Below are 25,216 nucleotides of genomic sequence, written 5' to 3'. Positions count from 1 at the left end.
TTGCTCCCAAAATGATGTGTTTGCTTCCTGCTATCTCAAGGGACCTCCTGTTTTTGATGGTCCCTTTGGTAAAAAAGGAATTATCAGGAATATGTCAGGGCATTAAACTTCAAGTTCTGGTCGATGGTGTTTTGAAAATAAACTCCCGATACGGAGGCAGGCACGGCAGTGAAAAGTTTCTCGAAAGTGCCGGTCTTTTGATCGAAGGACTCCGTACAACCGAGCAACACCATGAAGGTCATAAATGCCGCTAATTTGGTCAATGATTTCATAAAATAAAGTCTAATGTATGCCAATAAGGTACCCAAAACACGAAAAAGCCACTTGCTTTTGCAAGTGGCTTTCACATTTCAATTAATCATAATATTCATCTTGTAACAAGTCAATCGTTATTCACATGCGTCATGCTCCACTACTGACACATCATCTATGAAGAAGGTCTGTGTAGTTGCTCCCATGTCAAAAAGTAATCTATGATCACCAGAAGCAGTGGCCTGAGCGGTGGTAACAAATGCGAAATAGCTCCAATCTTCGGGGATTTCTAAATCCCGTGAGTAGAAGAAATCTGCTCCATTTCCATCATACTGCGACATAGAAATCCTGAATACTCCATCAGGGCCCGCAGCTTTAGCCCAGAAGCTGATCTTGTATTGATTACCCACAGTCAGTGCTACCGCATCTGATGCTATTTGGGTATCCCATGGATTGCCACCCGCACCTGTTGCGGTCATCGAGCCTGAGCCTGAGTGGGCATCAGTAGAAGCCTCAGCTGCACCGTTCAGTGCTGTCCATCCGGTCAGGCCATCTTCGAAACCTCCATTAGAGTATTCACTTGATGAAGAAACTTCATATTCCTTTACACTCACACCATCCACAAAGAATGTCTGGGTACTTGCCCCCATGTCGAAAAGTAATCTATGATTACCAGTGGAGGTAGCCTGAGCAGTTGTGACAAACGAAAAATACGTCCACTCCTCCGGAATAGTAAGATCAGGAGAGTAAAAGAAATCATCTGATTGGCCGCTGGCAAATTGTGACATAGACAGCCTGAACACGCCATCGGGGCCCGCAGCTTTTGCCCAAAAGCCGATCTCATAGTCTGTGCCAACTTCCAATTCCATAGCATCAGAAGCAATCTGAACGTCCCATGGGTTACCTCCTGCACCTGTAGCAGTCATCGACTGGCTACCGCAATAAGCTTCGGCACTAGTGACCTCAGCTGCTCCATTTAGAGCAGTCCATCCGGTCAGGTCAGTTTCGAAGCTCGAATTGGCAAGCAACTCAACCGGCCCTGAAGCTCCAATGGAACCTGGGACTAATCCTATTTGGTCAATGGCAAAAGGAACAGCTCCCATTCCCATATCCAACACCACTCTATGAGTAGGCAGGTCATTTGTGACCGTGAAGGTCCAGGTATATTGCTCCCAGTTGGTAGACATCTCTACGGTTTCCCCATAAAAATAGTCGGCACCATTTCCATCATATTGTGATACTGATACTCGCATTTGTGCGCCTGCGGTCTCACCTTTAGCCCATAATACGACGGTATAAACATCCCCGAAATTCAGCGGTACTGCGGTACTAGCCACTTGTCTGTCCCAGGGGTTTCCGGCTGCCGGAACCACTCTCATGGACCTGGAACCACCATATCCGCTTGTGATGGCTGTAATAGCTCCATCACCGGCATTTAGCAGCTCCCATCCGGCAAATGGAACACCATCTCCTTCAGCCTCCAAATCGGAATTAGGTATCACACTCTCCCGGGCATAGAATGCCGTGGTTGGTTTGGCTACCCCGTAGGTCGTTGTGATTTCAAATTCTATTGCTGAAGTCTCATCCACACCTGAGGGCACCGTCACTACTAATTCAGAATCACCTGCCGATACCACAGTGGCACTAATACCATCTACCGTAACTGAAGTGTTGTTATTCAAACTTGATCCCTTGATAACCAAATCACTACCCACCGGCACATAAGCATCAAAGGACGTAATCACAGGAGAAGGTTTCAATACCACCTCAAATACATAAGTGGCACGCACGTTTCGAGGCATTGCCAGGGTGATAGTCGTTTCACCCACTGGTGCTTCGTCCGGAACCGTAAAGGTGATCGTATTTCCATCTAGCGTAAAAGACGCTTGTATATTCCCGACAAAAACAAACTGAACCTGGTCAAAACCCTCCCCCGTCAAAGAAACCGGAGATCCCTGAAACACTGCTTCGGCACTGATGCTACCCACCTTTACCTCTGCCATCATCTCATCTTCACAGCCTGTAATCACTAGTGAAAGCAACATTACTGTAAGGCATCCTATTAAAAGTTTAAAATTTTTCATTGTCTCTTTCTTTTAAATTTTAATAACCCGTGTTCTGCGTACTGCCAGTCTGATCAATGAACTCCAGCGGAATGGGCCAGCGAACATGTTTTGACTCAATATTCGGTGCCGCTGCAGGATTGTGCATACGTACTCTTTCTACCAGCAGGTCATTGCGCTTTAAGAACGCCCAACGGTGTCCCTCATGCCCAAGTTCTCTTGCCTGCTCTTCCACAATGTCCTCCAGTGTGATACTTGAAAAATTGCCTGTGACATTGCCGTAAGCTCTTTCTCTGAGTACATTCAGGTAAGTCATGGCCTGGCCTGTATTACCCTGTCCAAAATAGGCCTCCGCTGCCGCGATGTATGCATGAGAGTATCTAAAGAGAATGATGTTTCTCCAACCCTCAGCCTGAGCGGTGGTCCTTCCGTAAGTATTATCTTCGTAGTACTTGAAAGTGGTAGGATCAGCGTAACGCAACCTTATGGGATCATCTCCAAACTGTGCTTCCAGATCTTCTCTCTCCACCCGGTCTCCGATACTTCTTCCGTCAGGCAAAGCCTCTGGATCATCAAATACCCAGTGGGTTTTGTGCCAGGCTTCTAACCTACCATCCGCCTCGTCAAACAGGGTCCAGTAGTAGTCTGACGGGGACAACCTAGACCATGGCCTTCCACCTGCTTCCATCGTTCTGGCTACTCCATTCACACGATCATACAGGGGCATGAAGTGTTGGGAGGTCCACTGTACCTCATCAGGAATATCACTGGTAAACCCAATAGAAAAGATGATTTCCGTATTGTTTTCTTCTCCAGATTTGCCTCCATCCAGACCAAAGATTCCATCCAGTGGCTGCAATGAATAGGAAGGATCGGTGATGACTGCCTCTGCAGCAGTGGCGGCTTTTTCATACAAACCCCTGTCTAGCGCTGCTTCCGCCAACAGAAGATTGGCCAAACCTTTCGAAGGGATCAGTACTCCTCTGTCACCAATCTCACTTCTGGTAAACATCAACGGGACAGCTGTCTCCAGATCAGAAATGATCAGGTCATATACTTCTGATTCCTGTCGCTGCTCTGCCTCGAACACCGGCCCCTGATCCAAATCCGCAGCTGCTATAATCGGAATATTGCCAAACCGGCGAACCAACTCCAGATACAAATATGCCCGCATGGTATAGGCTTGTCCGAGTTTGTCTTTGATTTCCGGATCCAAGTCATCCACTGACCCGGAAGAAACAAGTCCGTTTATTGCTGTATTTGCAAAGGTAATACCGCTATAGTAGGTGTCCCAAATGGATAAAACCTGAGTGCTATTAGCTGCAAATGAACCATTGTATGAATTCATCCCAGGCATACCTGAGGCTGGCTCGTCAGACAGATTGGTTCCATCTCTCACTATATCGGTACCACAGGCTTTGTACACTGAGATTCCTGGATTCCTGAATGTGGACCTGACTGCCAGCAGGGCCCCGGAAAGAATCGCATCACTACCTTTTGCCGTCCGCGCTGCTTCCTCTGCAGAAAGTGAATGTCTTAGCTCTATATCATCAAGGAGCTTATCACAACCCCAAAATGAAGTAGTAAAAGTAAGGAGCAGTGCTATGAATAAATATCTATATTTTTTCATGTTTAGTGTTTTTTAGAATGTGACATTTAATCCTGCTGTCCAATTTTTAGTCACAGGGTACTGATCTGTGTTTGTGATCTCCGGAGAATAAGCGTTGGTGTAATCAGTCCAGTACTTGAGGTTATTTCCCCTGATAGATAAGGTTACCCCTTTCAATGAGGCCTTTTTAACCCACTTGGACGGAAGGTTATAGGAGAATGAAATGTTCCGCAATGAAACAAAACTGGCATCCTCTGTGAAGATAGCTGCCCCAAATGGTCCGGACATTGGGGAACCCTCTCCCACTCTTGGGTAATCGTTGGAAGGGTTATCAGGAGTCCAGTAGTTGATTGCGATAGTATTGCCCCGTGCAGAGTTGTAACCGCCGTATATACTGTTGTATCGCTTTACACCCATCACTGCCTCAAATAGCACCGATAGCGTAAATCCTTTGTAGGTAATCACGTTATTGATCCCACCATACCAGCTTGGAGTAGGGTTTCCAATGAATGTTCTGTCATCAAAATCGATATTTCCATCTCCATTTACATCATCTATCTTGGCATCACCGGCTTGTGGAGCATTTCCGAACGTGGTGACAGTAGCATCAGCCACTTCATCAGCCTGCCAAACGCCCAGGTATTTAAAATCGTAGATTTCTCTAAAATCCTGACCTATGAACCATCCATTTGAGATGTCATCAAGTGGCTCTCCGTCAGGGCCAGTCTCATTTAGCTTTTCGATTGTGCTACGATTAGCAGCCAGATTAAGACTAGGTGTCCAGCTAAAATCATTTGACTCCATGGCAACAGCCTTTAGAGACAATTCAATTCCCTTATTGGCTGTTTCTCCAATGTTAGATGGAAACTGGCTGTAGCCATTATTGAGAGGAGCTGGTATCTGCTGATAAAGTAATACGTCCTTAGTGGCAGTATTGTATACCTCTATCGATCCCGTAATACGACTAGCCAATAAACCAAAGTCGGCTCCAACGTTGAACTGCTTACTCGTTTCCCATTTCAAGTTCTTGTTCCCGGCCGTGGTTCCAGGTCTAAACCCTGTGTTCTCTGTACCAGGTATAGAAGTAGGGTAAGTGCCCGCCTGATAGGAGAATGGATTGATATTGTCATTACCCATTACCCCGTAGCTCAGTCTCATCTTGAACATGTTGAAATTATTTCCACCAAACCACCAACTCTCCTCCTGAGCATTCCATGCCAATGAAGCAGACGGGAATATTCCGTAGCGATTATCCCCCAGAAACCTCGAAGAAGCGTCGCGTCGTACCGTAAATGTTGCACTATACTTGCCCTGATAGTTGTAGCCAAGTCTAGTGGCCACATAGTACTTCGCCCAATCACTTGTGTTGGTGCCTATGGTTTGCTGGGCCGCAGGTGCTGAGTGTATTCCGTAATAACCGAGCTCATCAGCGGCAATGTTACGAGCATTCATCTCAAACCTTGTCCATTTATTTACCTGCCCCCCATAGATCACGGTGGCGTTCACTCCATGGTCGCCAAACTCTCTGGTATAGTTGAGGATGTTGTCCAACAAATAGTTCACTTCCTCAGACTCTCTGACTTGCGCCAGGTTGAGAGCATCATCTGTGAAGTTATCAGATTGGTATCTGCCGAAAAACTCCATTCTCGTTTGCGCGAAAGTGTTCAAAGTGTAAGTCAGTCCATCTATAATCTCAATGTTGATGTTGGGATTGATATATGCTCTGGTCACATTGACGTCAAATTCACTTTCATTGAACTTGTGCAATGGATTTACGGCAAACAAGTCTTCTGTAGCAAATTTGCTGTAATTGCCCTCTGCATCATATAGATTTCCGAAAGGGCTGGTGCCTACGAGTGCTGAAAGTGATGGCACGGCATTGTTTTCAAATCCCACAATACGTGTTCGCTGATCCGAGAAGCTCTTTGAAAGCTGAACATTTGCTCCCACAGTGATTCGATCATTGATGTTCCAGTTGGCATTAAATCGAGTGGAAAACCTCTTGTAGTCCGAGGCCTCAATGGGGCCCTTCTCACCATAGTAATTACCACTCAGGTAGAAATTGCCCTGAGCAGATCCACCTGAAACTTCCACTCCCATATTGTTCTGAATTCCGGTTCGCAGTACCTCATCCAACCAGTTCACCTCATTCCCTGCGATGTAGTTTTGCTCCTCTACCATGTCCAACAAACTGGTTACAGTAGGGTCTGGTACTGTCCCATCGCCAGCCTTAAACGCGTCAAACTTGAATTGAAGAAATTCATCTCCATTCATAATATTAGGTCTTTGAGCGATATTAACAATACCTGTGGACGCAGAGGCTTTGATTTGAGTTCTACCAGGCCGCCCGTTTTTTGTGGTGATCAGTATCACTCCGTTGGCACCACTCGAACCATAAATGGAAGCCGAAGCTGCATCCTTCAGCACGTTAATGCTTTCTATATCCGCTGGATTGAGCTCTGCCAGATTTCCACCAACCAGAGGTACACCGTCAATCACAATAATGGGTTGGTTCACATCATCTATATTGCTACCTCCACTCGCCGAAGCGCCAAGGGAGTTGTTCCCTCGTATTTTGAAAGTCACTCCTGAACCCGGTTGACCACCTGTCCTCACGATCTGGAGGCCAGCCACTTGCCCCCTCATAGCTTCTACTACATTGGGTACGGAAGCCTTGGTGATTTCCTGCACATCTACGGTGCTGATCGCACCCGTAACGTTAGCCCGCTCCATCGTACCATAGCCCACCACCACTACTTCATTAAGTGCCTGAACATCAGTAGATAATGCCACATCCACTATTTGTCGACCATTTATTTCCACTTCCTGCGGAGCAAAGCCTACAAAACTAAATACAAGGGTGGCATTCGCTTCGGGTACCGAAAAGCGATAATTGCCCTCAATGTCCGTAACCGTTCCTGTGGAACTGCCTTTGATCAGAACGGTAACACCAGGAAGTCCTTCCTCAGTTTCGTTATCTGTAACTCTACCACTGACCGTCATCTGTGCATAGGATGAGTAGGTCAACAGAAGCATCATTATCCACGACCACCGCGCCGTTTGGTGAGCCATGACTTTCATTTTTTTAGTACACATAATACATACATCATTTTGTTAGGTTTCACATTTTCATCAGGTCAAAAAGCACCTTCAAAAAGAAGTCACTTCAAATCCCCTTTAATCTGCAAATCGGCAAATCATACAATGAAAGTAGTAGTAATATTCAATAAACGCAATCGATTGTGTTAATTTCTTGAAAAAATTAGCATATTTTCAATAGGGATAGCTTTATATGGTTGAAATCGGTTGCGAAAAAAAGCCAAATTCAGCGCATTTCACGTGGTCCCTTATAACTACTAAAACGCATGGTCTCATAGAAAAAAAGGGAATTGAATGCTCACGAAATACCGGGTGCATATGCTCACACCCGACCAACACCAATCTCATTCGCTTCTCTTCGAATTCCGGAAATTCTCAGGTGCCTGGTATGAACTGAAAAGACTTCTCACAAGTAGCAGACGCCCTGGCCTGATAGCGCAGCGGATTGTTCTACAAAAAGCTGCTAATCAGAAATATTTCTTAAATTCAACTCATGAACTTAAGGGAAATCATCGATCAGCTAAATGAAGTATATGATGGGGAACCATGGTTTGGCAACTCTATTTCGACCTACCTCCAGGAAATAGAACCCGAGCTCCTCAGCAAACACCTGGGTACCGGACATTCGATCGGCCAGATCATCTCTCATATGATTGCCTGGAGGGAATATGTGATTGGAAAACTAACCGGGGTAGACCTCAAGATAGAGGTGGGTGGAGAGAATGACTGGGAGTCCCGGCAATTCGAAGCAGCTGATAAAACCGAACTTTATTCGAAGTTTAAATCCACACAAAAAAGGCTGAACGCCCTGCTCTCGGAGCATACAGATGAACTCCTGGGCAAGACCGTCCCAAACCACACCATCACCTTTGAAAAGCTACTATGCGGCATCATTCAGCACGACATCTATCATCTGGGTCAGATCTATTTGCTCAAATCTTCTAAATAATCTCTTTCTGAAACTGATCGGGCAAATACTCCACAAATATCGGGACGCACTGGGACCAGACTACCATGCCTACCACAATCACGCACAAAGAGTGTACACCTATGCCACCACCCTCCTGCTGATGCGGGAAAATAAAAAACTGGCGATCGCCGCGGCATTTCACGATCTGGATATATGGATATCTAATGGTATGGACTACCTGCCAGGGTCCGAGCAGTTGGCCAGAGATTACCTAAAAAACAGCGACTTTGATTACCTGCCAGATGAGGTAGCGTTTTTCATCAAAAACCATCACAAACTGTGGCCCATCAAGGGAAACATAGAAGCTGAGGCTTTTAGAAAAGCTGATCTGATAGACCTGACCAGCGGATTTATCCGGTACAATATCCCCGAAAGCATTATCTCAGAAACTGAGCGCACTTTCCCCAGGGAAAATTTCACCCGTATGATCTCATCCAAAGCCCTTAATCATGCCATCAGACATCCCCTGAGGCCATTTCCAATGATTAAGTGGTAATTTTGACCATGATCTATGAAGAAGCACTGAAGCAGGCACGTGACCAACAAAAAGCCAATAAAGCTTTTCTGAAGACCCTGAAAAGGCTTAAACCTAAAAATCTGGACAATCAATTTCACACCCTTCACGAAGAAGCCTTCGAAGAGATAGATTGCCTCGAATGTGCCAACTGCTGCAAAACCACCTCGCCCATCTTTCAGATGGCAGACATAGAGCGACTCGCCCGCACAGTAAAAATGAAAGTACCGGTTTTCATCGATACATATCTTTACCTGGACGAAGAAAAGGATTATGTCCTCAAATCCTCACCCTGTCCGTTTCTGGGTGCCGACAATAAATGCATTGTCTACGAAAACCGTCCAAAGGCCTGCCGTGAATACCCCCATACCGACAGAAAACGCATGTATCAGATCACAGACCTCACCTTCAAAAACACCCTGGTTTGTCCCGCCGTAAGTCAGATCGTAAGGAAACTAAGCGAATCGTACAACCAATAGTCCTTCTGCTGCATCCTTAGAGGTAAATTGCTTAAATTAAGTCCACGTAACCCCAAAAACGATGCGCGCTCAAGCATACCTCACACTCCTTATCCTCCTACTGGCCAGTTGTAGCGAAAAAGAAAACAAGCCCGAGGATCCATTGAAAGCGTATGCTTCCAGCTATGAGATCATTCAAGGGGAAATATGGGACCAAACCTGTATCAGCTGCCACGTATCAGGATCTTCCTTTGCACGACAATCCGATCTGATCCTCACTGCCGATGTATCCTACGCTCAGCTCATCAATCGCCCTCCTAAAAACACCGCGGCACTAGAGGATGGCCTGATGCTCGTAGGCGATAAGGGACTGGAAAGTCTTTACGAAAGTTTCCTTTGGGAAAAAATAAACGCTCCGGATCAGGAGCACTTTTACGCAGATCACCCAGGCTATGGCTCACAGATGCCTCTGGGTGGGGATCCACTGACCAATGGGCAAATTGAATTCATCCGGCAATGGATCTCGGCAGGTGCACCGCAGAAGGGTGACGTGATAGACAGGGAGGTACTTAAAGACACCAGCCGGTTTGAGCGTGTAGCCTTTCAGCCGCTTCCGTTACCCGAGCAAGGATATCAATTTCATATTACTCCTTTTGAGGTGCGTCCAAACAGCGAACGTGAGCTTTTCAAGTACCAGCCACTCAATAATACCGAGCCACTCTACATCTCCGGCTTTGAAATCACTATGAAGTCAGGAAGCCACCATTTTATCCTTTACAACTTCCCCGAGACGTTTGCTCCCTCGCTCCTGCCCAATGAAAACCTGATCAGAGATGTCTATGATGCCTCCGGCAACTATGTGTTTACTACGTTGTATCACATGCAGTTTCATCAGTTTGTAGCTGGTACCCAGGTGCCCAAAGTACGATACAACTACCCGGAGGGAGTGGCTCTTAAAGTACCTGCAAACTCAGGGTTTGACATGAACAGTCACTATGCCAACCGCACAGACGAGACCATGGAGGGGGAAGTATATGCCAATATCTATACCACCTCTGCCAGTGAGGTCACGCATATTGCTCAAATTCTCAACCTCAATAATGACAACTTCTATCTACCTGCCGGAAAAGTAACCACCATTCAAAAAACCTACACCTTTGATAAGGATCGGCATATTTTTCAACTTTGGTCTCACGCGCATGAGCACAACACCTCCTTCAAAGTGTTCATCTCAGGGGGAGAACGCCACGGTGAGCTTGTCTACTTCTCCAATGACTGGGAGCACCCACCTATTCTGCAATTGGATCCACCCCTCGGCCTCAAAGCCGGTGAGGGCCTCATGCTGGAGGCCACCTATAACAACTGGGAAGACCGAGATCTGGCCTTTGGGCTGAGAAGCACCGATGAAATGATGATTCTCTTTGGTGCGTATTATGAGTAACTCAAAGGCCTTTTAAGTGATGAATATGTTCGTCCACCACGTCTATTTGTTTGGTGATCGCTTCCACATACTTTTTCATTTCCTTCTCCAGTTCCTTGGACACCTTCTTATAATCATCCATGGTCTTGTTGCGTTCATTATCATTCAAAGAGGTGCACTCCTGTCTCAGAAACATCAGAAAAGCGCCTGTGGTATAATCCGTCTCCAGCGTACTGATGTCATCCAAGGTGGCCTTGGCCTCAGGATCCTCGCTCGTCTGAAATTTACTCTGTACAATCCTGTAAAGGGCACTGTCATAATGATGAATTTGCTTTAAGAGCAAGATGGTGTTATCCCTATATGCCTTGGTACGGCAATAGTCCATCAAGCCCTCATAAGTTCTAAGTTTCTCTGCAGAATTGTCCCACTGGATAGTGAGGTCATCAATGATCGTCACAATATTCTCGTCCCTTTCCTGTGCTCTGGTCATCAAAAAAAAGCAGGAAAGGCAGAGTAGTAGTATCAAGCGGTGTTTCATAAAAAAATGAGTTTAGAATCTTCAGCCAATAAAGATATCAAATTCAACCAATTCTTACTCGCCGAGTTTTTTTGATACGCCCCACTATTCAGCCTTACCTTTGCGCTATGGAGAAAATCTCGATCCTGGGATGTGGCTGGTTAGGCCTCCCGCTGGCCAAAGCCCTCATAAAAGCGGGACATCTGGTCAAAGGCAGTACCACACATCCTGAAAAAATATCTCTTTTGCACACCGCAGGTATCCATCCGTATCTGATAGATCTTAACCCCACGTATCAGGGACCGAAAGATTTTTTCGAAAGTGACCTTATCATTATCAATCTCCCACCCAGAAATAGAAACGAAGACCCGTCCTTTCACCTAAAGCAACTTTTATCCGTAAGAGAAAACATGCTTGTTTCCAGGGTTTCCAAAGTGATCTTTGTGAGCTCTACGGCGGTCTATCCTGATCTCAATCGGGTGGTCACGGAGGAGGATGCCACGGCAAATAGCCTGAGCAGGGCTGGTATCTCGCTACTGCAGATGGAGCACCTCTTCACAGAAGTCCCCAACCTCCAAAGTACCATTCTCAGGTTTGGTGGGCTCTATGGCCCAGGGCGGCACCCCGGTAGATTTCTGGCAGGCAAAAAGCAGCTTGGTGGCGCTCATAACCCGGTCAACATGATCCATTTAGACGACTGTATAGGCATTATCCAAACCATCATCCGAGACCATCACTGGAATCAAACATTCAACGCTTGCTCCCCCCATCGCCAGACCAGAGCCGAGTTTTATACCCTGGCGGCAAAAGACCTGGGCGTCGAAATTCCGGACTTCACAGAGGAAGCCAAACCCTACAAAGAGGTTTCATCCGAAAAAATGCTCTCCCAAACAGGTTACAAGTTCATTCATTGAGGTTCACCTTTTCGTTCTCTTGGTTTTGTCCTACTTTTGCCCCGTTTTAATCAAAGCCAACCATGAAAATATTCAGGTACATTCCAATCATTATTCTCAGTCTGCTTTCTATCCAGTCCTTCGGGCAAATGGCCATCTCCTTTGAGGAAGCCAAAAACCAGGGTATCAACGTAGCAGAGCTGGACAGTACCTACAAGAGTGGCATACACAGTGATCCCAACCTGGCGGTGTTTTCTGAGCAGCAAACCGAGTACATTCAGGCATACTACGCGATGATTCGTGACCTAAGCACCTATTTGAATAGCAACGATTTCAGATGGGGTGGACAGACCCGCTGCTTCAACAGAATCTATTTTGCCGCCGATGGCTCCATCGAATATTTCATCTATCAATTTGAGGAAGGTGAACTCAGTGTAGAAAGACAGGCAGAGTTTGATCAACTCCTGAATGAGTTTATCAACAGTGCGAAGTTCCCGATGAGCAAGGACGTGAAATTTGCACAATGTAGTCCTGTGAACTACCGGGATACGCTATAATACTTCACACCAAACAACATTTCCGAAATGATCTCCTGCTGAGAATTCTCAGTCAGTGTATTGGCATGCGCTGTTCTGAGCATGCTTTGTCATATCAGCTCTATCAAGTTTTCTGATGGCACTATGGATCAAGCGATATTTGTGTGGGGCATCACTACATAGTTATTTTTTGCAAAAAAATAACTATTCCACTGTAGATCCAGAAAAGTAAGGACACAAAGGCGGGTGGGGCATCCAAGGCAAGTGTGAATCATTTTGACTTCAGAAGGTCTTTAAAAAAGTCAATAAACGATGAGTCAAAATGATTTTTTGCGTTGGTGCCTTTTCTTTTGCTTCGTTTTCTTTGGGCAAGCAAAGAAAATGAAGGCTAAGCAGCCAATCAGTTGGATTGAGTCAAATGAGATGCCAGATTACGGATCACTATCCATCTTTAATAAAATCTCCCCACTAGAATTCCGTTTGATCCGGCATTAGCCATTTGCGCATTCACCCGTGCCCATTGGTTTTTTTGCATACATACCCCCTACTATACGCCCTGAGATAAGGGCACCCACCACTCATTTTCACAATAAGAATGAAACAACGTACACTTTCAGCACCAAAAATTCAAGTCTCACAACTCCATCAAAACCACACTATATTTTTATTATTCCCAACAATTATCTATTTTTATTAAATAATATTTTGCTTTTGGTTGAATAAATTAAAAATATTTCAATAAGTGAAGACTTTGAATATTAACTCCGTAATTGACCCCTCTTTATTGGACAAGGGTATGGAAATCCGTTTAAAAAACGGTGAAATCCTGACTCAGCAATTTGCCAAAGCGAATGATTTCTATCTGATGAAATCGGGTCGCGTAAGGTTTTTTCTGTCCATGGATGACTCAGGTGGAGAAATAGAAGTTGGTGAAAGTGACACCAGGTTGACTCCCATTGGGTGGAGTGGGTTCAATTCGCCCGGCAGATATGCCACCACTGTGAAAGTGGATTCGCTTTCGGCCACCTTTATCAAATGGAACCACGAGGAGCTCCGCGAGATTCTGGAAGCCAACCCTGAACTGGGCACTGCCTTTCTCAGAGACATTTGCGGAAGGGCCAGAGACCTCATTAAAATCGCGGTAAAAATTCTCAATGCAAAAGCCCCATCTGTGCTGCCCTCACTTCCCGAAAGCTCCAATGGGTTCACCATCACGGCGCCTTCTCCGGAAGAAGACCTGGTCAAATTCCTAAGAAAATCTGCGTTTTTCGAGGCCTTTGATGAAGTCCCGCTAGAGTTTCTCTCCCAAAATGTAGAGCGCCGGATGTATGCAGCCAATGAAATCATCTACACCCAGGATAAAAAATCTGATGGCCTGTTTATTCTCGGGATGGGCAAAGTCCGTTTTAGCTACCACAGCGAAAATCAGGCAAATGTAAGTTTCACACAAATCACCACTCCTGGGTTTGTACTCAGCTGGGCCTCATCCGTGTTCAAAGCCAACATCATCAATGCGCATGCCGTCCAGGATACCCTGGTCTATTTTGTGCCTCAGACCAGCATGGACAGGATCATCAAGCTCAACCCTACTTTCTCACCACAGTACTTCAAGCGACTCCTCTGGCTGATCAGCCACCAGCTACAAGCCATCCGAGCCAGGATCATTGCCTCTCGACTCAACCATGAAGTGGTGGCCATCAGCAACCTGATCGACCAAAACAGCGCCAGGCTCACGCTTACTTCTCCATTGCACAAAATACCTCACCTGCTGGACAATAAGCTCACAGTGACCGATGCCATTGACACCCTGGAGCGTCTCAAAGAACACGGTACTTCACTGGAGAAGACTGTAGCACTCTCTTCACTGGACATTCTGGAAGGAATCCGAAAAGAACAACAGTTTTACAAAGGCCTGGTGAATGTGTACAACAGCGTGGTGGGTGCCCCTAAGGACTTGCCTGCAGAGCAGGTCAGAAAAATCAGTGCGGCCGCCTATATGAAGATCTTCGATCATCAGGAGCACATCATCAAGGGCCAGGAAAACCTGCCAGAAAAATCCGGTAATATCTTCATATACAATCACCTCCGAAACCATACGTACAACACCCTGCCCAACCAGTTTCAAATCACTCTGGACTCTCATTTTATCAGCAGCATGGTGCTGATGAAAAAATATGGTGATCCGGGCTTGCGCATCGTGCGGGTGGGACTGAGCAAAGAGTTTGCACATCAGGAATACTACCAACGCCTGGGGCACATAGATGTGTTCACTGAAGATTCGGGAACGAAACCTAAAAAACTCAAGAAGCAGGTACGCCAAATGTTTTACAATGAAGCCGGTGCGCACCTTGCCAAAGGCGGCAACCTCATCATTAGCCCGGAAGGAAACTCCTACAGCACTGAAGAATCCCCCGGACCATTCAAATCGGGGGCCTTCAACCTGGCACTTTCCATGAAAAAAGAACCCTGGATCGTGCCTGTGGCCATGGCCAATTTTGAGAAGCGTGCCCGAAACAATTGCTTCTCCTGCCTCATTTTGCCCCCTTTCAAGGTGTCTGACTATATTAGCGACCCTGAAAGCAAAACAGAGATGAAGCAATTTCTTTCGGAGTATCAGGAAACATACCGCGACTATGTGGAGCGAGCCCTGGAACAATCCAGGAAGTCTTAGTGCAATGACCCATGGATGAACATATTATGGATTTTGAATTTGAAGAGGAGATCGAGGCGCTTGAGCAAAAAATCCTTGATCACCCCAATAAAAAGGACCTTGTCGTATTTTATGGAAGCTCCTCGATAAGGCTATGGGAAAACCTGGAAAATGACCTGACTCCCCTGAACATCCTCAACCTTGGCTTTGGTGGATCTTCTTTCTCCTGGTGTATTTACTACTTCGAGCGTCTTTTCGCCAACATTGAGCCGTCCCATATGGTCATCTATGTAGGGGACAATGACCTGGCGAATGGCATCAAACCAGAGAAAGTGCTGAAAAAATTTCGCATGCTGGTGAAGATGGTTCGACTCACTTTTCCCAGGATGCCTTTGGATTTCATTACCATCAAACCCAGTCCTATACGCACCTACCTGCTACCGGAAATACAGCTTACCAATAAGCTCATCAGGAAGGAACTGATGGGTCTGGACAAAGCCCGCCTCATCAACGTGTTCGACTCTATGCTCAATGAACGAAATGTAGCCCGTCCGGAACTCTATCTGGAAGATCAGCTTCATATGAATGAGAAGGGTTACAAAATCTGGCGCGGCGTGGTGAGGCGTTACTTTGAGATATAAAAAAACCACCCGGCAAGGCCAGGTGGTATCGGGTGTGTTGTTTAATAAGCGCTTACTCCACTCCATACAGAGCTTTCCCTGCCTCTTCGTACTTGTCTCCCGCTTCCCAGAAAATCTCCTCGGTACGGTTGCCAATGAGCCACACTGCGTAAATAAACGATTTGGAGTATTTCGTCAGATACTCATAATCCAGCGTATTGGGTTCATCTGTAGGCTGATGGTAGTATTTAGTGATTTCTTCGTTCATTTCGGTATATCCGGGATCATAGGAGACCGAAGGCACGCCCTTGGCCGCAAAGCTCACATTGTCTGATCGATCGTAATAATTTTCTTCTGGCAAAGGATCATCTATGGCGGTAAGTCCAAAGGCCTGGGCTGACTTCACGAAAAGTGGTGTCACTGAAGTTCTATTAAATCCTACCACGGTTACCTTCGTCACGTCGTTGTACCCTCCGGTATCAGTATTCAGGTCAAAAACGGTTTTTTCCAGGGGAAACACAGGATGATCCGCGTACCAACGACTACCCAACAGTCCTTTCTCCTCAGCATTGCATGCTAAAAAAGCCACAGATCGCTTGGGTGGGTTTTTGCTTAGATACTCAGCAGCCGTGAGCATATTGGCTATGCCTATGCCATTGTCACGGGCACCATTCCAGATGGAGTCTCCGTCTGCCTTGCTCACACCTACATGATCCAGGTGCGCCGAGATCATGACATACTCACTTTTCATCGTGGGGTCGGTCCCCTCTATGTAGCCCACTACATTGGGTACAGATATGGACAGATTATTTTTACCCTCGATCGTGATCGTGGCAAGCGCCCCATCACTTTCTTCAAAATAGGCCAGCACATCACCCGAGTCATACAGCCATGCCGATGGAAATGTGGATTTGCCTCCCACTTCGCCTTTGTCGAGTCGGTACTTTTCTCCTGAGAAGTAATATTGAATGAGCTTCCATGGATAACGACCGGGCTTATAAAGTTCCACCAGGCCTAATCCACCTGCCGCCTCCACCATTTCCTGCTTTTGGATGGTATAAGGGGTAAGTCTCTCATCAGGGTTACCATTCCCGGCTTTGGCTACCACTATTTTTCCTTTGAGGTCTTTACCTTCCAGGTCCTCCTCCAAGCCAAAACCCACATAGATGACCTCACCACTGAATGTCCCATTGGTAGAACTGTAGAAGACCATATCATCTCCCAGATTGAAGGTTTTCTCCCCTACCGACAAAGTAGCTTTCTGGGGACTTACTTCTTTGATCAGGGAAACAGGTTGGAAATAGGAATCCATACCCGGAGCCATTTTCACTCCATAAGAGCGAAACCGCTCCGCAATGTATCTGGCCGCTATTTCATTTTCTAGAGTACCTGTATTTCTTCCTCTCAGCTCATCGGAGGCCAAAAAATACAAGTGTGATTTGATTTCACTTAGCTGAACTTTCTTGTCTATGTCCTTCACCAGTTTTTGAGAAAAACTCCCAAAAGAGACCAATAAGGCCGTGGATAGTACCAGTAATTGCTTCATTTTCAGTTTGTGTTTATTCTTAGAAGCGCTAAAGTACAGAATTGTTTATCAGAGCGTAATGAGGATTTTGTATGCGGTCATTATTTGGCGTTGGATGGTATTGCTTCAGGCGCTGGTATAAAAAAGCCCTCCAGATACTTGATCTGGAGGGCTTTCGCAAAAGAAGAACTTCTGTTAAAACTTTGGATGTTTTTCACCCGGGAAAGTTTTCTCGAAGAACTCGCCGTATTCTTTGATCGTTTGCTTCATGTCTTTCCTCAACCAAATGATCCCGATCAGGTTGGGTATCGTCATCAGAGCTATGGTGATGCCGGACAAGGTCCAGATGATGGTGGTATCCTGAAAAGCCGCAAAGAAAAAGGCAATGACATAGACGATGCGGTAGTAAATCACGGATTTAGAACCGAATAAGAAAGTCATGGCACGGTCTCCATAGTAGGACCAGCTAATGGCCGTACTAAAGGCAAATAATAGCAGGCCAATGGAGACAATATACTGACCATAGTCACCAAAAAAACCTCTGTTGAAGGCAATGGCCGTAAGTGGTGCACTGTGCACCAGTGACTCTCCAATAAACTTCAGCGGCTTACTGTCGGTCACTGTCCCGTTGACAATCTCCACCTGACCGGTGAAAACCTCATCCGTCAGGAGCCCTTCATTTTTGTAGACCATGACATTTTCTGCAAAACTTCTTGAATGCAGAAACGTGATGTCTTCGTTCTGTATTTTACCATCCACCACATTCAGTGCGCCAGTATATACAGGCAATGCTTTGATGCCATTCAAATGGTCATAGATGGTTTTAGAGTTATCTGGGTTGCTCTCTTTATAGCTATCGTTGAGTATCTCTATCTCAGCATATTCAAATTGATTATTGTGCTTTTCTGACCATACACCAGAGGAAAGTAGTACCAGGCCAGTCACCAGACAAATGATAATGGTATCAATAAAAGGCTCCAGAATGGCCACCATACCCTCAGACAATGGCTCGTTAGCCTTGGCCGATGCGTGAGCAATAGGTGCTGACCCCTGACCCGCTTCATTGGAGAAGAGTCCTCTGTTCACTCCACGATTGAAGGCAAAAGCAAGATTGGCTCCGATGAAGCCCCCAGTAGCAGCCGTACCAGTGAAAATATCACTAAAGATGGAAACGAAAGAAGGGATAATATTTTCGATGTTGAAGAATATAACGGCAAAGGCTCCAATGAAATAAACTATGGCCATCCCGGGTACCAGCTTGGAAGTCACCGCAGCGATCCGCTTGATCCCTCCGATAATCACCAATCCCAAACAAATAGCCAGTACCGCGCCTGTCAGCATCTGATTAACTCCGAAGGTGGATAACATGGTGCTGGAGATGCTGTTGATTTGAGGGAGACTCCCTGTGCCAAACGAAGACAGCACCGTAGCCACAGCAAAGATGGTCGCCAGCCACTTCAGGTTCACTTTTTTACCTCCTATTTTGAAGTCGGCATTTTTCATATAATACATTGGCCCACCGGCCATGGTGCCGTCATCCAGTTTGTTTCTGTACTTATGCGAAAGCGAAACCTCCACAAATTTGGTACACATACCCAAAGCAGCAGTCACAAGCATCCAAAAAAGAGCCGCAGGGCCACCAAGGTGTACCGCAAACGCAACACCCGCAATATTGCCCGTACCTACCGTGCCAGAAAGGGCTGTAGACAATGCCTGAAAGTGCGAAGTATCGCCTGGAAGATCCTTTCGATCAAACTTTCCACTCACAATGCGGAGGGCATGTCTGAAAAACCTGACCTGAGGAAACTTGAGGTAAATAGTGAAAAACAAACCTGTACCTAGCAGGGCATAAGGAAACCAGACTGCCCCACCAATGAAACTGTCAATGAGGCTAAGAAATTCGTTGATCTGAAGCATAAAAGGGAATAGGTTGTAAAATTGATAATCCGACAAAAGTAATGATTCTAATGAAAGTAGCGCGGTGTACCTCTTCGCTTTGATTTCACCGCAGCCTTGGATAAATTGACCACATGATCGGTCTTCTGAAAATCATCCTCAAAATACTCCCCTGGCTATTGGTAGTACTCCTACTCACACTGATGCTGCTGGAGGAGAAGCTCTCACTGGATGTGATCACGGGAGGAAAAGACACTTACCAGAGCACCATTCTCACACGTGTAGAGGAAATGGGAAATCTGGAGCTGGTAAAATACAATTTTCAGGAGGTGACGGAAGTAAAAAAGGCGGTGGATAAAATCGATTTTAAGTTTTTCAAATTGCCCACATCTCTGGCTCCCGACTCCAGGGCGGTGCTCATCAGTCAGGGAAGTGCTGCCGGTTGCATCGACCTGTCTGCCGTACGAAAAGAGGACATCAGGGAGGATAACTACACCCTCTATGTGACCCTGCCCGCACCGAACCTCTGCTATTTCAAAATAGATCTGGAAAAATCAAGGCTCTATGACCTGGAGATCTCCGGAATAGCCAAGAACGATCAGAAAAAATTCATGGAGGAACTATACAAAGTGGCTGAAGCAGAAATCAAAGCTTCGGCTCTGAAAATGGGCATCCTGGAGCAAACCCGAACGAATGCCCGACTTGTCCTACAGCCGCTTTTTGAAAACTTGTCCAATAAACCGGTCATCATCAAATTCCGAATGGATCAATCCATCATTTTAAATCAATAAATCAACATATGAGAACAAACATTTCCTCGGGGAGCCCCTGGGAAGACAAAGTTGGCTACAGCAGGGCGGTAGTCATTGGCAACGTGATAGAAATATCCGGCACAGCACCGGTAAAAGATGGTGCTCCTTTTTACGGGTCTGCCTATGAGCAAACCAGGTGCTGCCTGGAAATCATAGAAGCAACACTCAAGAAAGCCGGGGCTTCCCTACAAGACGTGGTGCGCACACGCATGTACGTCACCAACATTTCTCAGTGGGAAGAAGTTGGCAGGGCACACGGAGAATTTTTCGGCACCATCAAGCCTGCCACCACCATGGTAGAAGTGTCGGCACTGATAGACGATAAGCTGCTGGTGGAGATAGAAGCAACTGCTGTCATCAGCAAGGGCTAGAAAACCCAAAGCGCTCCTGCCGTCTGGCAGGAGCGCTTTTTTCAACTCTTCTCTTTCTTCTTGCGACTCATGGCCACATCATACACAAACGAAGCAGCCAGTTTGGCAGTACGCCCATCGTCATAGGTGGGGTTAAATTCCGCCACGTCAAAGCTGATGACCTTGCCAGTACCCAGGATGGTTTTGATCATTCCCCGAACCAAATAGGGAAACACACCGAAGGCCGCCGGAGCACTCACACCAGGCGAAAAGCCCATGGACATGACATCCAGGTCCAAAGTGATATAGATGTAATCCATACGTGCGGCAAAGCCCAAAATACGCATTTTGATCTCCTCTATGGTATCAATGCGGACCTCCTCCAGCGGGATATAGGTCTGGTTGTAAATCTCCATTACCTTGAACTGTGCCCGCTGATTGGCCGCCTGATTAATCCCTATCGGTAGATAATGAATTTGCTCTCCACGCTCCTCACAGTCGTCTACTATTTGCCGAAAGGGCGAACCCGAATGTGCGCCGTTGGCGTAAGACCTGAAATCAAAATGTGCATCAAAGTTGATGACTCCTATATTTCTTTTTGGCTTATCCTTCACAAACTCGTAGATGCCATTGTAGTGACCATAGGCGATCTCATGTCCACCTCCAAGCAAGATTGGGAAATACCCGGCGCCTAGTAAAGTAGTTACCTTCTCCGACAACTCCTTTTGCGCCTCTTCCAGTTTGCTTTTTACCGTGGCCACATTGCCCACGTCTTTGATCATGAGTTCGTCACTATTGAAGTGTACGGCCAGATTGCACATGGCCTTTCGGATAACATCCGGACCATCTTTGGCTCCGGGTCTTCCCTGATTTCTTTTCACACCCTCATCAGAAGCAAAACCCAAAATAGCTACCTGATTGGGGTGGACGGCAGGCACCAGGCTTTTTTCCATGTCCACTACCTCCACTACATGATGCCACAAGTGGCCATCTTCCCCATCAAACGGGTCATTTCTCCCCGTCCAAATTTTCTTATTTGGTGACTGATACATATTTGGTCTAGTATAAAATCTATGACTTCAGGTGAGCTGCCCGCTTTTCCAAACCAGCGATGGCTTCACACTCCCCTGATGATAAAAAATCTCTCTGTAGTCCTTTAAGGAAAAGGCGATCATATCCGCACGCTCACCAATGGCCAACCGGCCCCGGTCCCTCAGGTTGAGCGCCTGAGCAGCCCGGAAGGTAATCCCGGCAAGCAGCTCAGCGGCGGTTAGTTTTTCATATACCCCCAGCAGGGAGGTTTGCACCAGCAAATCGCCCATGGGCGCAGATCCCGGATTCCAATCGGTCGCAATGGCCAGACTCGCACCAGCGTCCAGCAACTTTCGCGCGGGAGTAAACTGCATTCCCAACCCCAAAGAGGCTCCTGGCAAAGCCACTGAAATCACATCCGAAGTGGCCAGGGCTTTGATCTCATTTTCGCCAGAGGCTTCCAGGTGATCAGCACTAAATGCCCCCATTTCCACCGCCAACTTACTGCCCCCTACACTAAACTGATCAGCATGTACTGTCAGTTCGAAGCCCAATTTGCGTGCCGCGGACAGGTAAGGTCGCGCCAGGGGCTCAGGAAAAGCATTGTCTTCCACAAAAATGTCTACCCTTTTGGACAGCCCCCTTACCAACACCTGAGGGAGTAGCTCATTTTCCAGGTAAGCCAAAAAAGCTGCAGGTTCGTAACCCCTGGGACACACATGAGCTGCCAGGCAGGTGGGGACCAGATCGGCCTTCACCACCGACTTTGCATCCCGGATCACCTCCAACAGCCGAAGTTCGTGTGCTGTTTCCAGTCCATAACCGGTCTTCACTTCTATGGTGGTCACTCCTTCATTCAGATGCTTATCGGCTCTTCGGATTAAGTTTTGAAGGAGATCCTCCGATTCGGCCTGCTGAGTTTTTCGGACTGAATCAAAAATACCTCCTCCAGCTGCCAGAATATCCTGATATGATCGCCCCGAAGTACGCATGGTATAGTCCTGATAGCGACTTCCTCCCCACACGAGGTGTGTATGGCAGTCCACCAGTCCGGGGATAAGCACCATGTCTTCTTCAATGGGGTGGTATTCGTAATCCCGGACGTCAAAGGAAGAAAACGGAGCGATGTTGACAATGTATCCATCCTCTACCACTACCCCTCCCTGCTCGATCACCGTGAGCTGCTCGTTCTGAATTTTCCCTTTCAAGGGAATGTCCCAAAGTGCAATAATTTGCCTGAAAGGTCCATGAAGAATAGGCATCGAGGGTGTTTTTTGGATTTAAATGAAAAAGAACACAAAGCTAGTAGGATTTGCTTACTTAGAAGCAGATGCCCCTGGTAATTACACTCAATATCCGTACTTCTCTTTCCATCGGTTTTTGAGAAATTTTCGCAGTTCATCCTCCCGGGGGTTCTTCCCCGGATCATAAAACCTGGTGGCCCTGATTTCCTCCGGCAAAAACTCCATTTCGGCAAAATTGTGCTCATGAGCGTGCGCATACTTATAACCCTCGCCATATCCCTGATCCTTCATCAGCTTGGTAGGGGCATTGCGAATGGCCATGGGCACTTGTAAATCACCTGTTCGGGCGACCACCCGCTGAGCTTCATTGATGGCTTCATAACTGGCATTGCTCTTGGGCGAGCAGGCCAGATAGGTCACACATTGTGACAAAATAATCCGGGATTCGGGATAGCCAATTACGTTGACTGACTGAAACGTCGCATTGGCCATGACCAGCGCAGTGGGGTTGGCATTGCCAATGTCTTCAGAAGCTAAAATGAGCAACCTGCGGGCGATGAACTTGACGTCTTCTCCTCCTTCGATCATTCGCGCGAGGTAATACACCGCTGCATTGGGGTCACTCCCCCTGATGGATTTGATGAATGCAGAAATGATGTCATAATGCATCTCCCCAGACTTGTCATAAAGTACCGTCTTGCGCTGCACGGCATTGATCACCTTTTCATCGGTGATCACAATTTCCTTCGTATTTTCATCGCTCTTGATCACCAGCTCCAGGATGTTCAGGAGCTTCCTGGCATCCCCTCCTGAGAGGTTAAAAAGTGCTTCGGTCTCTTTCAAATCCACCTGCATCTTCTTCAACTCATGATCCTCGACCAGTGCTTTTTCGATGATGGTTTTCAGATGACCTTTTTCCAGGTGATTGAGCGTGTACACCTGACATCTGGAAAGTAGGGCCGCATTCACCTCAAAGCTTGGGTTTTCTGTAGTGGCCCCAATCAGCGTGATCGCTCCTTTTTCTACTGCGCCCAACAGGGCATCCTGCTGGCCTTTATTGAACCGGTGGATCTCATCAATAAAGAGAATGGCCTTGCTGCCGCCACGTATATTTCCAATTACTTCCCTGATGTCCTTTACGCCAGCGCTTATGGCACTCAGGGTATGAAAGGGCATTTTCACCTGATTGGCAATGATATTGGCCAGGGTGGTTTTTCCAGTACCGGGAGGTCCCCACAAAATCATGGAAGGCACTCGACCCGAAGCGATGGATCGCTTCAGAATGCCCTTCTCACCCACCAAATGCTCCTGACCGATGAGCTGATCCAGATTGGAAGGCCGCATCCGCTCCGCCAACGGGGAGTTGTCTTGAAAAATGCTCATACCACAAAGATAAATGGCCCGGTGGCCAAAGGATATAAAAAAACAGCTTTCCTTTAGAAAGGAAAGCTGTTCAATTTTGGATTGAAAAATGTCAGTTATCGAATCTGGCCGTTAGCCCCAGGTTATTAACAACCTGTTGGTAAAATTCTCTTTCGGATTTTTTGGGGTGATAATCCTTATTCATATAGGAGAAGCAATAATTAACAAAATGCCGCTTTTCCTCCTCTGAAGCCAAATGCATGATATCATACTCCTCCCATTCTTCCAGCAGCTCCAAAGTGTCATCTTTGGGAACTCCCAAAAACTGACCTATATTAACAATTGCATCTCTTTTCTCTCCAGCAGGCCCGGCTAGCTTTGCAAGGGTGCAGAGGATCTGCATAGTCTTTTTGTCAATCTCGGTGAATACCATAAGCTGTCTTTTTAGAGTTACCAGAATATAGAATCGTAGTACAATTATACGAATTGCAAACGATTGCAAGTCCATTTTCGTTGTAAATATTTTCACTTTATTTGCGCCGAACCAACGTCCGTTAAATTTACATTTCGCAAAAAATAACCAGCGCAAATCATTCATTATGCAGAGTACAAATCGGCAAAATAAAATGCTGCGACAAGGCCAGTTTTTATTCAAATTTCGTGGTCTCCTCCCAGTGGCTTTTTTGATCATCGGATTGATTATTTTTTTTCTGCAAGCCCGACACTCTGCTTTTTTCTTTACCGAAGATGACCAACGCACCTACGATCTCGCATGTTTGTGCCTGGCCCTATCAGGCCTGATCATTCGGATCATTACAGTAGGTTATAGCCCAAAAGGTACCTCCGGAAGAAACACAGCCACGCAGGTAGCCCATCAGCTTAACACTACAGGACTTTACGCTGTGACCAGAAACCCGCTGTACCTTGGCAATTTCCTCCTCTGGCTGGCAGTGGTTCTCCTTTGCCAGCACCTTGGGTTCACAATCTTATTTCTGTTGAGCTTTTGGTGGTTTTATCGACTCATCATCTTCACGGAAGAGACCTTTCTGGAAACAGAGTTCGGAGCAGACTACCTGACCTGGAAGAACAACACCCCTGTCTTCTTTCCCTCCCTGAGAAAATACCAACCCAGTACCCGGGCCTTCAACTGGAAAAAAGTGCTGAGAAAGGAGAAAAATGGGATTGCTGCCATTTTCGGCATTTTCTTCCTATTCCAACTCTCCGGAGCCATAGCAGCTCCGGAAAAATTTCATCCCGTGACATTTCTAGCTGATCACCTCTTCTGGTCTGTGTGCGCCCTTGGTTCCGGCCTGTACTACCTGCTGATCAAAGTGATTTCAGCCACGACAAACTGGCTCGAAAATAACAGCGGAACTGGTAGGGCTTAAGTCCGC

22 protein-coding genes are annotated in these 25,216 nt (G+C 46.6%); 11 read left to right on the top strand and 11 right to left on the bottom strand.

Translation table 11 applies throughout. From position 1 onward, the window contains the following. Positions 1-83 precede the first annotated feature (83 nt). From ACHKAR_RS14800 to ACHKAR_RS14785, 4 genes are all read right to left on the bottom strand, one after another. Positions 84-272, bottom strand: a complete 189-nt coding sequence (locus ACHKAR_RS14800; protein WP_395418140.1) for a hypothetical protein — start codon at positions 270-272, stop codon at positions 84-86. A 117-nt stretch (positions 273-389) separates the two neighbouring features. Further along, complete coding sequence (locus ACHKAR_RS14795) at positions 390-2,336, bottom strand: carbohydrate binding domain-containing protein (RefSeq protein WP_395418139.1); 1,947 nt, start codon at positions 2,334-2,336, stop codon at positions 390-392. 19 nt (positions 2,337-2,355) lie between these two features. Next, positions 2,356-3,945 (bottom strand): RagB/SusD family nutrient uptake outer membrane protein, encoded by a 1,590-nt coding sequence (locus ACHKAR_RS14790; RefSeq protein WP_395418137.1) that lies wholly within the window; start codon positions 3,943-3,945, stop codon positions 2,356-2,358. Positions 3,946-3,957: 12 nt separating this feature from the next. Next, positions 3,958-6,996 (bottom strand): SusC/RagA family TonB-linked outer membrane protein, encoded by a 3,039-nt coding sequence (locus ACHKAR_RS14785; RefSeq protein WP_395418136.1) that lies wholly within the window; start codon positions 6,994-6,996, stop codon positions 3,958-3,960. Between the two features lie 520 nt (positions 6,997-7,516). Between ACHKAR_RS14785 and ACHKAR_RS14780 the strand changes: the two genes are divergently transcribed. The 4 genes from ACHKAR_RS14780 to ACHKAR_RS14765 all read left to right on the top strand — a co-directional run bounded on the left by ACHKAR_RS14780 (position 7,517) and on the right by ACHKAR_RS14765 (position 10,406). Beyond that, complete coding sequence (locus ACHKAR_RS14780) at positions 7,517-7,972, top strand: DinB family protein (protein WP_395418134.1); 456 nt, start codon at positions 7,517-7,519, stop codon at positions 7,970-7,972. After that, positions 7,893-8,489, top strand: a complete 597-nt coding sequence (locus ACHKAR_RS14775) for a hypothetical protein (RefSeq protein ID WP_395418132.1) — start codon at positions 7,893-7,895, stop codon at positions 8,487-8,489. The genes ACHKAR_RS14780 and ACHKAR_RS14775 overlap by 80 nt, the downstream gene beginning before the upstream one ends. Positions 8,490-8,497: 8 nt before the next feature. Continuing rightward, entirely contained in the window at positions 8,498-8,986 is a 489-nt protein-coding gene (locus ACHKAR_RS14770) for a YkgJ family cysteine cluster protein (protein ID WP_395418131.1), read from the top strand. A gap of 61 nt (positions 8,987-9,047) precedes the next feature. Continuing rightward, the gene (locus ACHKAR_RS14765) at positions 9,048-10,406 is read left to right on the top strand and encodes a hypothetical protein (RefSeq protein ID WP_395418130.1); all 1,359 of its coding nucleotides are present in this window, start codon (positions 9,048-9,050) and stop codon (positions 10,404-10,406) included. A gap of 1 nt (position 10,407) precedes the next feature. On the opposite strand, the gene ACHKAR_RS14760 is transcribed toward ACHKAR_RS14765, so the two are convergent. Next, positions 10,408-10,923, bottom strand: coding sequence for a hypothetical protein (locus ACHKAR_RS14760; protein ID WP_395418129.1), 516 nt, complete (start codon positions 10,921-10,923; stop codon positions 10,408-10,410). A gap of 107 nt (positions 10,924-11,030) precedes the next feature. Between ACHKAR_RS14760 and ACHKAR_RS14755 the strand changes: the two genes are divergently transcribed. The 4 genes from ACHKAR_RS14755 (at position 11,031) to ACHKAR_RS14740 (ending at position 15,622) form a co-directional block, all read left to right on the top strand. After that, a complete protein-coding gene (locus ACHKAR_RS14755; RefSeq protein ID WP_395418128.1) occupies positions 11,031-11,816 on the top strand; it encodes an SDR family oxidoreductase in 786 nt (261 codons plus the stop codon). A 62-nt stretch (positions 11,817-11,878) separates the two neighbouring features. Next, on the top strand, positions 11,879-12,352 hold the full coding sequence (locus tag ACHKAR_RS14750) for a hypothetical protein (protein ID WP_159583991.1): 474 nt from the start codon (positions 11,879-11,881) through the stop codon (positions 12,350-12,352). 775 nt (positions 12,353-13,127) lie between these two features. Further along, positions 13,128-15,002 (top strand): 1-acyl-sn-glycerol-3-phosphate acyltransferase, encoded by a 1,875-nt coding sequence (locus ACHKAR_RS14745; protein WP_395418127.1) that lies wholly within the window; start codon positions 13,128-13,130, stop codon positions 15,000-15,002. Positions 15,003-15,013: 11 nt separating this feature from the next. Beyond that, positions 15,014-15,622: a GDSL-type esterase/lipase family protein gene (locus tag ACHKAR_RS14740; RefSeq protein WP_159583995.1), complete on the top strand. Its 609-nt coding sequence runs from the start codon at positions 15,014-15,016 to the stop codon at positions 15,620-15,622. A gap of 52 nt (positions 15,623-15,674) precedes the next feature. Here the strand turns inward: ACHKAR_RS14740 and ACHKAR_RS14735 are convergent, their stop codons facing one another. Further along, on the bottom strand, positions 15,675-17,147 hold the full coding sequence (locus ACHKAR_RS14735; RefSeq protein WP_395418125.1) for a M28 family peptidase: 1,473 nt from the start codon (positions 17,145-17,147) through the stop codon (positions 15,675-15,677). Positions 17,148-17,321: 174 nt separating this feature from the next. Then, positions 17,322-19,043 carry an alanine/glycine:cation symporter family protein gene (locus ACHKAR_RS14730; RefSeq protein ID WP_395418124.1) on the bottom strand — a complete coding sequence of 574 codons (1,722 nt, stop codon included), beginning with the start codon at positions 19,041-19,043 and terminating at the stop codon, positions 17,322-17,324. Positions 19,044-19,156: 113 nt separating this feature from the next. Here ACHKAR_RS14730 and ACHKAR_RS14725 point away from each other — a divergent pair, with 113 nt between their 5' ends. Beyond that, complete coding sequence (locus ACHKAR_RS14725; protein ID WP_395418122.1) at positions 19,157-19,813, top strand: DUF4230 domain-containing protein; 657 nt, start codon at positions 19,157-19,159, stop codon at positions 19,811-19,813. Between the two features lie 8 nt (positions 19,814-19,821). Further along, a complete protein-coding gene (locus tag ACHKAR_RS14720; protein WP_395418120.1) occupies positions 19,822-20,205 on the top strand; it encodes a RidA family protein in 384 nt (127 codons plus the stop codon). A gap of 41 nt (positions 20,206-20,246) precedes the next feature. Here the strand turns inward: ACHKAR_RS14720 and hutG are convergent, their stop codons facing one another. The 4 genes from hutG to ACHKAR_RS14700 all read right to left on the bottom strand — a co-directional run bounded on the left by hutG (position 20,247) and on the right by ACHKAR_RS14700 (position 24,255). Then, positions 20,247-21,236, bottom strand: a complete 990-nt coding sequence (hutG, locus tag ACHKAR_RS14715; protein WP_395418119.1) for a formimidoylglutamase — start codon at positions 21,234-21,236, stop codon at positions 20,247-20,249. Positions 21,237-21,263: 27 nt separating this feature from the next. Next, positions 21,264-22,478, bottom strand: coding sequence for an imidazolonepropionase (gene hutI, locus ACHKAR_RS14710; protein ID WP_395418117.1), 1,215 nt, complete (start codon positions 22,476-22,478; stop codon positions 21,264-21,266). A gap of 87 nt (positions 22,479-22,565) precedes the next feature. Continuing rightward, positions 22,566-23,843, bottom strand: coding sequence for a replication-associated recombination protein A (locus tag ACHKAR_RS14705; protein ID WP_395418115.1), 1,278 nt, complete (start codon positions 23,841-23,843; stop codon positions 22,566-22,568). A gap of 91 nt (positions 23,844-23,934) precedes the next feature. Then, complete coding sequence (locus ACHKAR_RS14700; RefSeq protein ID WP_395418113.1) at positions 23,935-24,255, bottom strand: hypothetical protein; 321 nt, start codon at positions 24,253-24,255, stop codon at positions 23,935-23,937. Between the two features lie 193 nt (positions 24,256-24,448). On the opposite strand from ACHKAR_RS14700, the gene ACHKAR_RS14695 reads away from it, so the two are divergent. Then, positions 24,449-25,210: a methyltransferase family protein gene (locus ACHKAR_RS14695; protein ID WP_395418111.1), complete on the top strand. Its 762-nt coding sequence runs from the start codon at positions 24,449-24,451 to the stop codon at positions 25,208-25,210. The last annotated feature ends 6 nt before the right edge of the window (positions 25,211-25,216 follow it).

The sequence above is a fragment of the Marinoscillum luteum genome, assembly GCF_044005705.1.
GTDB lineage: Bacteria > Bacteroidota > Bacteroidia > Cytophagales > Cyclobacteriaceae > Marinoscillum > Marinoscillum luteum.
Note: the sequence above shows the minus strand (reverse complement) of the source record. Positions and strands in the feature narration are given on the sequence as shown.